Below are 11,560 nucleotides of genomic sequence, written 5' to 3'. Positions count from 1 at the left end.
CTCCAGCACCACCGGGCACGATCCAGCCCCGCCGGCGTTTGAGGCGCGGGGTCCGGGGCGGAGCCCCGATCTTTCCGCCCCACCGGGCCCACTCCAACCCCACCGGGCACGATCCAGCCCCGCCGGCGCTTGAGGCGCGGGGCCCGGGGCAGAGCCCCGATCTTTCAGCCCACCGGGCCCACTCCAACCCCACCTGGCCCACCCCGGACCAACTCCAGCCCCGCCGGCGTTTGAGGCGCGGGGCCCGGGGCAGAGCCCCGGCAACGGCGCCGCACCCGAGGCAGGACACCGCCAGGGATGAGGCCCCGCCGAACAGGGCACGCTGAAGGCACGGGTACGTGCCCCCGCCCCGCCCGCCCGGGAGGTCCGCCATGCCGCCGCGCCACAACCCGCGCCACAACCCGCGCCAAGACCCGGTCCACCACCCCCTCTTCGCCCGCTTCTACGCCCGCGCCAGCAGATCCGCCGAGACCCGCGGCGGCTTCGCCGCCCTCCGCCGCGAGCTGCTCCACGGAGTGTCCGGCCGCGTGATCGAGATCGGCGCCGGGAACGGCCTGAACTTCCCGCACTACCCCCGCGCCGTCTCCGAGGTCGTCGCCGTGGAACCGGACCGCACCCTGCGCCGCCTCGCCACCCAGGCGGCCCTGCGCGTCGAGGTCCCCGTGGACGTCGTACCCGCCGCGGCCGAGGCCCTGCCCGTCAAGAGCGAGGCCTTCGACGCCGCCGTCGCCTCGCTGGTGCTGTGCTCCGTACGGGACCTGCCCCGCGCCCTCGCCGAGCTGCACCGCGTGCTCCGCCCCGACGCCGAGCTGCGCTTCTTCGAGCACGGCCTGGCACCCGGCCCCGGCATGGCCGCCGTCCAGCGCACCCTGGACCGCACCGTCTGGCCGTTCCTCTTCGGCGGCTGCCACACCTCCCGCGACCCGCTCGCCGCCGTGGAGGCCGCCGGGTTCCGGATCGTCTCGCAGCGCGCCTTCCGGCTGCCCGAGCGCGGCCCGGCCCTCCCCACGTCCTACTGCGTCATCGGGTCGGCGCGCCGAGTGGCTTGACCCAGCGGGTCCACTGCTCCTCGGGCCGGTAGCCGGCCGCGTCCCACGCCCGGTGCGCCGACGCGTTCCGGTCGAGCACCATCGCGTCCCCGCGCCGCCCTCCGAGCGCCTCGAACCGCTCCTCGGCCGCCGCCAGCAGGGCCGTACCGATGCCCTGCCGGCGGTGTCCTGGGTGCACGGCGAGCCGGTACAGGTGGCAGCGCCAGCCGTCGAAGCCGGCGATCACGGTGCCGACGAGCTCCCCGTCCCGGCGGGCGAGCAGCAGCGCCCGCGGGTCGCGCTCGTGGAGCCGCTCGACCCCTGCCAGATCGTCGCTGATACTCGTGCCCTCGGCGGCGGCCTTCCAGAAAGTCCAGTACGTCGGTGAGATCGGTCGCCGCAGCGGGGCCGATGTGAAGATCACTCATGTCCGGATCCCATCATCCGGGCTGCTCCGCCAAAAGAATGATCCCCCTACTTTGCCCGTCCTTTACCATGGGGGCAAAGTTCCTCCTGAGTGAAAGGTGTGAGCGTCCGCCCATGGGCGAGCCTCCCAGTCCACGACATTCCCGCTCCTCCCGTTCGCGACATCGCGCGGCACCCCGCCTCCTGGCCGATCATGGGACGGAGGTGATCGAGCGATGACCGAAGTGCTCCTGCTCGTCGTGGCACTGCTGCTCTGCCTGGCCTGCGGAGTGTTCGTCGCAGCCGAGTTCTCGCTGACCACGGTCGAGCGCAGCGAGCTCGAAGAGGCCGTCGAGCGAGGTGAGCGCGGAGCCGACAGCGCTCTGTCCGCCGTCCGGACCCTGACGTTCCAGCTCTCCGGGGCCCAGCTCGGCATCACCGTGACCGGCCTGGTCATCGGCATGATCTCCAAGCCGTCGATCGCCGCCCTGCTCGAAGGCCCGTTCAAGGACATGGGGCTGCCGGCCGCCGCCGCCTCCTCCACCGCCCTGGTCCTCGGCACGGTCCTGTCGACCGTCGTCCTGATGGTCGTGGGCGAGCTCGTGCCCAAGAACTGGGCGATCTCCTCCCCGCTGGCGATCGCCAAGCGCGTGGCGACGCTCCAGCGGGTCTTCAGCCGGGCCTTCAGGCCCCTGATCAGCCACCTCAACACCACCGCGAACCACATGGTGCGCCGCCTCGGGATGGAGCCGGCCGAGGAGCTGGCCTCCGCCCGCACCCCGCAGGAGCTGATCGCGCTGGCGCGGCACTCCGCCAAGTCGGGCGCGCTGGAGAAGGACACCGCCGAACTGTTCGTGCGGACCCTGAACCTCGCCGACCTCACCGCGGAGAACGTGATGACCCCGCGCGTCCAGGTCACCGCCCTCGACGTGCAGGCGACGGCCGAGGACGTGGCGAACGCGACCCTGGCCACCGGCCTGTCCCGCTTCCCGGTCTACCGGGGCAGCCTCGACACGGTCGTGGGCACGGTCCACATCAAGGACGTGCTGGCGCTGCCCGCCGAGGAGCGCCACCGGCGCTCGGTGTCGCAGCTGCTGCGCGAGCCGCTCCTGGTGCCGGAGTCGCTGACCGTGGACCGGCTGCTGGACCGGCTGTCCGGCAAGCAGACGATGGCCGTGATCATCGACGAGTACGGCGGCACGGCCGGTGTCGCGACCCTCGAGGACATCGTCGAGGAGGTCGTCGGCGAGGTCCGCGACGAGCACGACCCGCACGAGACCGCGGACCTGGCCCCGGCCGGTACGGACGAGGACGGGCGCCGGCTCTACTCCGCCGACGGCTCGGCCCGCACCGACCACCTCCAGCGGATCGGACTGCGCGTGCCGGAAGGCCCGTACGAGACCCTGGCCGGGCTGATAGCGACCGAGCTGGGCCGGATCCCGTCCGTCGGCGACACCCTCGAGCTGGACGGCTGGCGACTGGACGTGGTGGACGCCGGCGGGCGACGGGCCGCGCGGGTGCTGCTGCACATGCCGTCCGAACCGGACGGCGACCCGGACGAGAAGCCGACCAGGACGACCAAGAGCACGAAGACGACGAAGAGCACGAAGAGCACCGGGAACCCGAAGGACGAGCAGGACGGGGAGGAGGACCGATGACCGCGATCCAGCTGCTGATCGGCCTGGCGACCCTGGTCGTCAACGCCTTCTTCGTCGGCGCGGAATTCGCGCTGATCTCGGTCCGGCGCAGCCAGATCGAGCCGTACGCCGAGCACGGCGACCGGCGGGCCCGGGCGGTGCTGTGGGGTCTGGAGCACGTCTCGGCCCTGATGGCGGCGGCCCAGCTCGGCATCACCCTGTGCACCCTGGTCCTGGGTGTGGTGGCCGAGCCGGCCATCGCGCACCTGCTCACGCCGCTGTTCGACGCGGTCGGGGTGCCGTCCGCCCTGACGCACGCGATCTCCTTCGCGGTGGCCCTGGCGCTGGCGACGTACCTGCACATGCTGTTCGGCGAGATGGTGCCGAAGAACGTGGCGCTGGCCGAGCCGGTCCGCACGGCCCTGCTGCTGGGGCCGCCGCTGGTGGCCCTCACACGGGGTCTGCGGCCGGTGATCTTCACGATCAACGCCTTCGCCAACGCCCTGCTGAGACTGCTGCGGGTCGAGGTGAAGGACGAGGTCGCGGCGAGCTTCTCGGACAACGAGCTGGCCCGGATGGTCAAGGACTCCAGCAATGCGGGGCTCCTGGACGACCGCGCGAGCGAGCGCCTGCACGACGCCCTGGAACTGGGCCGCCGGCCGGTCACCGATGTGGTGCTCCCGGCGGACATGGTGGTGTCGGCGCGGGAGGGCATCACCCCGGCGGGCCTGGAGCGGATGTCGGCGCAGACCGGCTACTCCCGTTTCCCGGTGATCGACGCCCAGCACCGGATCCTGGGCTACCTGCACGTCAAGGACGCCCTGGACGCGGAGCCGGACGCCCGCGACGAGCCCTTCCCGGTGCCGGCGCTGCGGCCGATCGCCCAGGTGCGGGCGGAGGCCCCGCTGGACGACGTGCTGACCGCCATGCGGCGCAGCCGGACGCACCTGGCCGCCGTCCTGGGGCCGGACGGCGCCATGACGGGCCTGGTCACCATGGAGGACGTGCTGCGCGAGCTGTTCGGCAGGCCGGCTTCCGCCTGACGGTTGTGGTCCCCGGCCCTGCGGGGCCGGGGTACTGCCCGGTAGCATCGCTCCCGCCATGGAGATGAATGCCTCTTACACCAGTTTCGTCGCGGTCGGCGACTCCTTCACCGAGGGCATGTCCGACCTGCTGCCCAACGGCTCCTACCGGGGCTGGGCTGACCTGCTGGCCGCCCGCCTCGCGGCGCGCGAGCCGGGCTTCCGCTACGCGAACCTCGCGGTCCGCGGGAAGCTGATCGGGCAGATCGCCGAAGAGCAGGCTCCGGCCGCGGCCGCCATGGGCGCCGACGTGGTCACGCTGGTCGGCGGGCTGAACGACACCCTGCGCCCCAAGGTGGACATGGGCCGGGTCCGGGGCCACCTGGAGGCGGCCGTGGAACTCCTCGCCCCGTCCTGCAAGCACCTCGTCCTGATGCGCTCCCCGGGGCGCAACGGGCCGGTCATGGAGCGGTTCCGTCCGCGCATGGAGGAGCTCTTCACCATCATCGAGGAGCTCGCCGCACGGCACGGCGCCCTCGTGGTCGACCTGTACGGGGCACCCGCCCTCGGCGACCCCCGCATGTGGGACGTGGACCGGCTGCACCTGACGGCCGAGGGCCACCGCCGGGTGGCCGAGGCCGTCTGGCAGACCCTCGGCCTGCCCGCGGAGCAGGACTGGCGCACGGAACTGCCTGCGGCGATGCCCCCGGGCTGGGCGGTACGCCGCTCCCAGGACCTGAGCTTCGCCCGGCAGCACCTGCTCCCCTGGGTCGGCCGCCGCCTGACGGGCCGGTCCTCCGGAGACGGCCGCCCGGCCAAGCGCCCGGAACTCCTCCCTTACGAGCCCGTGCCGCAGGATCGGCTCTCGTAGCAAGGCACAATCGGAGCCGGGGTCCCTACCTGCGTAAACACACAGCGGCGGCCCAAGTAGAATCCCTCCACTGTTCTACGGCGGATCAGATTCTCTCAGTTCAGACGCAGTCTGTATGGCCACGCGAGAGATCAAATCTCACAACTTCTCACAGGATGGCTTTTCGATCCTCGCCGTGGAACACGTCAAGGGCGGCGGCTGCGCCCCTCATGTCCTCGGCTTCGATGGACACGTACTTGCGCTTGGTGAAGGCCGCGTTCGTGTGACCGGCCCACGCGGCGAGGATGACGTCGGGCACGCCACTGAGGGCCAGGGCCTTCAGGACCGAATGCCGCGCGTCGTACAGCCGCACCCGGCGAAGCTTCAGGTCCGCCATCATCTGGTACGCGTACTCGCGTAGCTGCCGCGTGTTCAAAGGGATGCCCAGCTCGTTCACGGCGACGTAGCCGTCGTCGGTGTACGCCTCGCCCGCGAGCTCCTTCTCCTGAGCCTGCCGCACGCGTAGGGCCCGCAGCGCTTCCCACGGACCACGCGGCAGCGGGAGGACCCGCTCGCCAGACGCAGTCTTGGTGTCCTTCTCCAGCACCCGATGATTGCCGATCATCGTGCGCGTCTGATTGATGGAGAGCAGACCGTCCTCGAGGTCGACGTCGACCCATCGCACGCCGCACACTTCGGCCGGCCGAAGCCCCATCAGCGACAGCAACAGCGGCGCGAACAGACGGTCCTGATGGATGCCGCGGATGAACGTCTGCACTTCCGCCACGGTCCACGGCTTGACCCTCTCGCGCTCCCGCTTGTCCGTCTTCTTGTCAGCAAGCGAAGGACGCACCTCGGCAGCCACGTTGACAGCGACCAGTTTGCGGACGACAGCCCGGGACAGCGCACCCCGTAGCCGGGTCAAGACCCCCTCGACCGTAGACACCATCAGGCGCGTGCCCTTCTCGCCGCCCTTGCGGCGGCCGGCGGCCACCAGCTCATCAACGAAGTCGCGCACGTCATCCTCGGTCAGCTCCTGCAGGCGGATATGCCCGAGCTGGTCGTAGACGTGCACCAGGGCCAGGCGGTACGTGCGGATCGTCGTCTCCTCGACGTCGCGCCGCTTATACTCCAGCCACTGGTCAAGCCACTCCCCCAACGTGATCTTGTTAGGGACAATCAGTGTCCCCGCCGACCGCCCCGCCTCGATCCGCGCACGCTCCGCCTTGACTTCCGTCTTGGTGTCCTTGGTGATCGTGAGCTGAATCCGCTTGCCGTTCTCATCGTGGCCGGCGTCGACCACAGTCCGATAGCGGACCTTGCCGTCACGCAGCACGATCCGCTTGGGCTCAGCCATCGCTGGCCTCGTCCTCACTCCGTAGGTGCTGGAGCGCGGTCGTCAACTGCACGAGCGCCGCCTCGATGCCGTTGATCCTGTCGGCGCGATCCTTTGCCGGAGGCAGGAACATGCGGCCCTGCTCGGCCTCTGGCAGCTCGGACTGGAACTGAATGATGTTCGCCCCAGGCAAGGGCCAGTGTCCGCGGATCCATCCCCGAGTGTGGTCGACGTCGTTCGTCCTGGTTGGAGTTACCTGGTACGCATCGTCGTCCGCGTCGATCGGTAGCAACAGGTGCACTGGTGCCACATTGAGGGCCGCGCCCAGGGTGAGCCATTCGGTCAGCGTGAGGTTCTGCCGGCTGCCGTTCTCCAGCTTGGCCACAGTGCTGCGTTCCCAGGCGACGCCCTGCTCGGTCATGCGCTTTGCCAGCTGGTCAGCAGTAAGGCCGCGCCGCTGGCGTACCTCTCGCACGCGTTTGGCGACGGTCTCTGTAGGTGTCCACGCTTCATTGTGTGCCATGAGAGGACACTAGTGGGCACTTGCAGAACGCGCAACGGTGGGGCACGATAGCGCGCAACGGGCTTCCATTGCCCGTCAGTGTTCTTTGAGAGCACATGCATGCGCCTTGAAAGAACAAGGAGTGAAGGCATGTCCCTGACTTCGCTGCCCCGAAGGCCGCTCGCCACCGTCCCGGACCTGGCCGAGCACTACGGAGTTCCGGAGAAGACCATCCACCGCTGGCACCAGACGCAAGCCTGCGTCGGGCCGCTCATGTTTCGAGTAGGGAAGTACCTGCGCGCCCGCTGGGACGACGTCGACCGCTACGACGCCGAGCAGGCCGAACGGGGGCGGGCAGCGTGACCAAACCCTCGCAGCCCACCCTCGCCGACATCCGCAAGTGGCCGGCCACGGTCAGCGTTGAGCAGGCCGCTACGGCCATCGGCTGCAGCAAGAGTCACCTGCACGAACGGATCAAGCGCGGCGATAGCCCGGTCAAGACGATCCCGCTCGGAGCGCGGCACGTAGTTGTCACGGCCGACCTGGTGCGCCTGCTCTCGGGAGAGGACCGGGCCGCCGCATGACCACTGAACGCGAAGAGACCCGCCAGCTGCACACTGGCGGGTCTCAGAAAGTCTCCGCGGCTAGCGGGTCGACTGCGCCCAGCTTGCCACAGGAGCGGCCCCACATCGACCCCGGCGACATCGTGGCCCTGTGGGCGGAAGCGCGCACCGCGTTCTACGCCGACGAGTTCCCGCCCTACGGCAGCAAGGCCTGGCGTGCCCTCCGGCCCGACGACCCGAGGCGCCTGGCCGGCGCACTGGACGCCGCCGAGAAGTGGCGCAAGTACGGCGACGAGGACGCACTCCTTCAGTGGTTCCGGGACGCGTTCAGCCGCGGCTACGGGGCCGATGGCATCCCCGCCGCCGTACTTGCCGAGCGGCGTAAGCCCCGGCCCGCACACGCCCTCAAGGCCACCCCGGGTTGGCCGCCCATCCGAATCCCCGGCGGCAACGGCCGCTACCTCACCCCGATCCCCGAGAGGAGGGCAGCATGAGCGAACAGACCCTCCCTCAGGCACCAGCGCTCAGGGTCGTCCCCCGCCCCCGCCCCGAGCAGCACCGCGGACACCTCCGCATGGCCGAACGCTTCACAGAGGAGCACGCCGACAGCCTCCGGCACGTCCACGGCATCGGCTGGCACTACTGGACCGGCTCCCGCTGGTACCTCGACGAGCAGCGCGTCGACATCCAGGCCGCCGTTCGTACCACAAAGCGGGCCCTCGCCGAGTGCATGGAGATGGACAAGGGCAGCGAGCGTGACGCGCTGTATGCCGACGTCCGCAAGTCCGAGTCCGCCGCCGGCGTCGAAGGCATGCTCAAGCTGGCTGGGGCGCTCAAGCCCATCAGCACCGCGGCCCGGCACCTCGACTCCGACCCCTACCTGTTCAACACCCCCGGGCAGACCGTCGACCTCGAGAAGGGACAGGCGTACAGCAACAGCCGGGACGACCTCATCACCAAGGTGGCCGGCGCCGCCCTCACAGGCGAGGTGAACGACGAGTGGGAGGCGTTCCTCAAGCGGATCCTTCCCGACGAGGATGTCCGGGCGTTCGTACAGCGGCTCTTCGGCTACGCGATGCTCGGCAAGCAGACCGAGCACGTCATGCCGATCTTCACCGGAACTGGCGCCAACGGCAAAGGCACCATCCGCGACGCGGTCATGGCCGCCTTCGGCGACTACGCGATCGAGGTCGACCCTGCCCTGCTCATGCAGTCCAAGCACGACCGGCACGGCGCTTTCAAGATGCGCCTGCGCGGCGCCCGGCTGGCGTTCTGCTCGGAGACTGAGAAGGGACGCAAGTTCGCCGAAGCCACCATGAAGCGGCTCGTCGGTGGTGACCCCATCGAAGCGAACTACATGCACAAGAACCCGATCACCTTCGACCCCTCCCACGCCCTGATCATGCTCACCAACCACCTGCCGGAGGTCTCCGGCGACGACCCCGCGGTGTGGCGGCGCATCCTCGTCGTCCCATTCGACGTCGTCATCCCGGAAGAGGAGCGCGATGGGGGTCTGCCCGGCCGGCTGAAGGCCGCGGCTGCCGCGGTCCTCTCCTGGGTGTACGAGGGATGGCAGGCCTACCAGAAGCAGGGCCTCAACCCGCCCAAGGCTGTCCGGGTGCGGACCGAGCAGTACCGCACGGACAGCGACTCTCTGGGCCGCTTCCTCACTGAGCGGACCATCTCCACCTCGCACGGCTACGTCCGCTCGGCGGAGCTCTTCGAGGCATGGTCCGACTGGTGCCATAAGACCGGCGTCGAGCGCGAAGACGTGGGCAACGCCGTCACCTTCGCCGCCTCCATGCAGACCCGCGGGTTCGAGAAGAAGGCCCGCAACGTAGGAGCCGTATGGCTCGGCCTCGTGCTCGCTGGCGACGAGGAGGACGAAAGCCTCTGACCTGCGGAAGTGGTGGGTAGTGGTGGGTCTCCCAATAACTCCCATGCGCGCACGCGTAGGAAGCAGCGGAAAACCCACCACTACCCACCACCCACCACCCACCACCACCCAGGAGCCGACCATGACCGCCACCCCAGCAACGTCATCGCCTTCATCACCCTCGCCCTGCCCACCGCGCAAGGCGCCACCGACGCCCAGCAATTCGAGATCGGATAAGCCGCCCTCGACCTCGCCGAGGAAGACCCCGCGGGCGCCGTCACCGCCCTCGGCGCGATCGTCCTCGCCCTGCTCGGCGACCTAACTCGAGCTACCGGACGTACCACTCAAGGCCTATGGCAGGAGAGGGCACTGGCCCTCGCCCAGACGGAAGAGAGCACACCATGACCGGATTCAAGACCGCCGACGACCTCAAGCAGGAAGTTCACGAGCTCGCCTACGACATCGTCCGCGGCCGCCGGAACCTCACCCACACCCAGATCCTGGCCGAACTCGAAGCCCTCGTCCTCGGCGTCGCCGCCGAACGCGACCAGCTCGCTGCCCAACTCACCCGAACCCAGGTCGAGACCGCCGCCAACCCGAACGTCGAGGAGACCCGATGAAGATCAGCTACAGCCAGGCCACAAGCAGCACTGCCACCCCCGTTGTCGAGCAGCTCCGCGCCGACGACCTCCGACTCCCGGCCGGGTCCTGCAAGGAGATCTTCGACTGGTGCCCGCCCGCCGCGCGCAGCGTCCGCACCCTGTCCCCCTGCACCCGCGACGCCGGCCACCCCGGTTCGCACACCAACGAACACGGCACCTCGTGGAGCAGCGACACGCAGAACCGGGCCACCCCTTCCGCCCCCGAGCACAGGAGTACTCTCGTGACCAACCGCACCGACGCCACCCGCCGCGCCCTCATGGACGCCCACAGGGCCCGCATGGAAGCCCAGCAGCGTGGCGTACAGCTCCCCGTCACCAGCTGGGGCGCCGTTGCCACCCCCAACCAGTCGAAGCCCGTCAGCGCTGGACTCCAGGCCGCGAAGCTGGCAAGCCAGGGGTTTGGCACCGGGTGGTCCACTCCCCAACTCGTCACCGTCATCGCCAACCTGGCGGAAGCAGGCAAGTCAATGGGCGCGCACATCCGCCGCCGGAACGCCCGCGTCAGCCACACCCGGCACGCGCAGCTGGAGCACATCAACTACCTCGCCTACGCCGCGAACCTCTCACTGGTTCCCGGCGTAACCAACCTGGCCGGCCAGCAGGCCGCAGCCGAGAAGCTGCGGGCGGCCATCTGGAAGCTGGCCTCTGAGCTGGCTGCCGACGAACGGACCTCGGCCAAGACCGCCGTACTGGCGAAGACCGAGAAGCTGCAGCAGCAGGCACCGCGCAAGCCGCACCCCTGGTTCCCGGGGCAGAGCGTGGCCTGACCCTCAGACCGGAGCGGGGCGTCAAACCAGCTCCTCATGCCTCGCAAGGTGGCGAGGGGTGTCTGACCCTATGACCCGCCTGCGTCCCGCCCCTACCGCTGCCCCTCCGTCCACGGGGCGTGAGGGGCAGCGGCCTGCCCGCACCAGACGTCGCGCTGGGTCACATAAGCAGGACTTTCGATTGCTTTGGCCCGCCAGAACGAGGGGGCCACGGCACCCATCGACCGCACAGGGGGAGGGAGTGGGTCGAAAGTCCAGCGACCCCATGGGCGACCCAGACGCCCTTGTCGCTCTGTTTTGCGCGTGGACGCTTTTCAAGATGCCGCTAATCACCCTGAACCTCCAACTCGGTAAATAGCGACTCTGCGTAGCGTTGCTCAGAGTGACCATGCCGCTTGATCATCTGACCCTCGAAGGAGTGCACCATGTTCGGAACAGTCGCGGCTCACATGCGAGAACCTTCACCGGGAGGGCCTACCCCCCGCAATGACGTATTGCTCGGCTGGTGCGCATCGTCGCATGTCACCACCCTGTTCCTTGACTCCGTGGCCCGCCTGTACGAGAGCGACCGCGCACGGGAGCGGATCGCAGGGCACCTGACTTATCTCGGCGGGCCGGACCTTCGCGTGTCGCGTACCGTCCTCACCGAGAGCCTCCTGGCGCACGGCGCACCCTGGCTGCTGCAGGTCGACACCGACATGGTCTTCACCCCGGACGACTTCACAGCCTTGCTCGCCGTTGCGGACGCGCAGGCCTGCCCAATCGTGGGCGGCCTCTACACCGGCTACACGCCCCACAATGGCGAGACGATCCCAGTTGTTTGTAAGCACTTCTTTTGGGACCAGAGTTCCGAGTTCTTTTGGCTCCAGTGAGCGGGTGCTGGGGGCGTGCGGGAGGTGGGTTCACGCCCCC

The 11,560-nt window shown here is 69.5% G+C and carries 13 protein-coding genes and 1 pseudogene; 11 read left to right on the top strand and 3 right to left on the bottom strand.

From position 1 onward, the window contains the following. The first annotated feature begins 371 nt into the window (after positions 1-371). Positions 372-1,049: a class I SAM-dependent methyltransferase gene (locus ACFWP3_RS40395; RefSeq protein ID WP_384231663.1), complete on the top strand. Its 678-nt coding sequence runs from the start codon at positions 372-374 to the stop codon at positions 1,047-1,049. Here the strand turns inward: ACFWP3_RS40395 and ACFWP3_RS40390 are convergent. Then, positions 1,021-1,456 (bottom strand): annotated as a pseudogene (locus ACFWP3_RS40390) (GNAT family N-acetyltransferase). The gene ACFWP3_RS40395 and the pseudogene ACFWP3_RS40390 overlap by 29 nt on opposite strands. 213 nt (positions 1,457-1,669) lie before the next feature. Here ACFWP3_RS40390 and ACFWP3_RS40385 point away from each other — a divergent pair. Genes ACFWP3_RS40385 through ACFWP3_RS40375 form a run of 3 tightly spaced genes read left to right on the top strand, consistent with a single transcriptional unit; the run spans position 1,670 to position 4,963 of the window. Next, entirely contained in the window at positions 1,670-3,091 is a 1,422-nt protein-coding gene (locus ACFWP3_RS40385) for a hemolysin family protein (RefSeq protein WP_384231660.1), read from the top strand. Further along, on the top strand, positions 3,088-4,113 hold the full coding sequence (locus ACFWP3_RS40380) for a hemolysin family protein (RefSeq protein WP_384231658.1): 1,026 nt from the start codon (positions 3,088-3,090) through the stop codon (positions 4,111-4,113). Before ACFWP3_RS40385 ends, ACFWP3_RS40380 begins: the two co-directional genes overlap by 4 nt. A gap of 58 nt (positions 4,114-4,171) precedes the next feature. Beyond that, a complete protein-coding gene (locus ACFWP3_RS40375; protein WP_384231656.1) occupies positions 4,172-4,963 on the top strand; it encodes an SGNH/GDSL hydrolase family protein in 792 nt (263 codons plus the stop codon). Between the two features lie 148 nt (positions 4,964-5,111). Here the strand turns inward: ACFWP3_RS40375 and xerC are convergent, their stop codons facing one another. Beyond that, positions 5,112-6,299 (bottom strand): tyrosine recombinase XerC, encoded by a 1,188-nt coding sequence (gene xerC / locus ACFWP3_RS40370; RefSeq protein ID WP_384231653.1) that lies wholly within the window; start codon positions 6,297-6,299, stop codon positions 5,112-5,114. Beyond that, complete coding sequence (locus ACFWP3_RS40365) at positions 6,292-6,801, bottom strand: helix-turn-helix domain-containing protein (protein ID WP_384231651.1); 510 nt, start codon at positions 6,799-6,801, stop codon at positions 6,292-6,294. Before ACFWP3_RS40365 ends, xerC begins: the two co-directional genes overlap by 8 nt. A gap of 129 nt (positions 6,802-6,930) precedes the next feature. Here ACFWP3_RS40365 and ACFWP3_RS40360 point away from each other — a divergent pair, with 129 nt between their 5' ends. From ACFWP3_RS40360 to ACFWP3_RS40330, 7 genes are all read left to right on the top strand, one after another. Beyond that, the gene (locus tag ACFWP3_RS40360) at positions 6,931-7,143 is read left to right on the top strand and encodes a DNA-binding protein (RefSeq protein ID WP_384231649.1); all 213 of its coding nucleotides are present in this window, start codon (positions 6,931-6,933) and stop codon (positions 7,141-7,143) included. Beyond that, on the top strand, positions 7,140-7,364 hold the full coding sequence (locus ACFWP3_RS40355; RefSeq protein WP_384231647.1) for a DNA-binding protein: 225 nt from the start codon (positions 7,140-7,142) through the stop codon (positions 7,362-7,364). Before ACFWP3_RS40360 ends, ACFWP3_RS40355 begins: the two co-directional genes overlap by 4 nt. An 83-nt stretch (positions 7,365-7,447) precedes the next feature. Next, positions 7,448-7,837 carry a hypothetical protein gene (locus ACFWP3_RS40350; RefSeq protein WP_384231645.1) on the top strand — a complete coding sequence of 130 codons (390 nt, stop codon included), beginning with the start codon at positions 7,448-7,450 and terminating at the stop codon, positions 7,835-7,837. Then, positions 7,834-9,240 (top strand): phage/plasmid primase, P4 family, encoded by a 1,407-nt coding sequence (locus ACFWP3_RS40345; RefSeq protein WP_384231643.1) that lies wholly within the window; start codon positions 7,834-7,836, stop codon positions 9,238-9,240. Before ACFWP3_RS40350 ends, ACFWP3_RS40345 begins: the two co-directional genes overlap by 4 nt. 380 nt (positions 9,241-9,620) lie before the next feature. Continuing rightward, a complete protein-coding gene (locus tag ACFWP3_RS40340) occupies positions 9,621-9,839 on the top strand; it encodes a hypothetical protein (protein WP_384231641.1) in 219 nt (72 codons plus the stop codon). Further along, complete coding sequence (locus ACFWP3_RS40335) at positions 9,836-10,648, top strand: hypothetical protein (RefSeq protein WP_384231639.1); 813 nt, start codon at positions 9,836-9,838, stop codon at positions 10,646-10,648. The genes ACFWP3_RS40340 and ACFWP3_RS40335 overlap by 4 nt, the downstream gene beginning before the upstream one ends. Before the next feature lie 425 nt (positions 10,649-11,073). Continuing rightward, the gene (locus ACFWP3_RS40330; RefSeq protein WP_384231637.1) at positions 11,074-11,520 is read left to right on the top strand and encodes a hypothetical protein; all 447 of its coding nucleotides are present in this window, start codon (positions 11,074-11,076) and stop codon (positions 11,518-11,520) included. Positions 11,521-11,560: the final 40 nt, after the last annotated feature.

This window comes from Streptomyces sp. NPDC058525, from assembly GCF_042719495.1.
In the GTDB taxonomy this organism is placed as follows: domain Bacteria; phylum Actinomycetota; class Actinomycetes; order Streptomycetales; family Streptomycetaceae; genus Streptomyces.
Note: the sequence above shows the minus strand (reverse complement) of the source record. Positions and strands in the feature narration are given on the sequence as shown.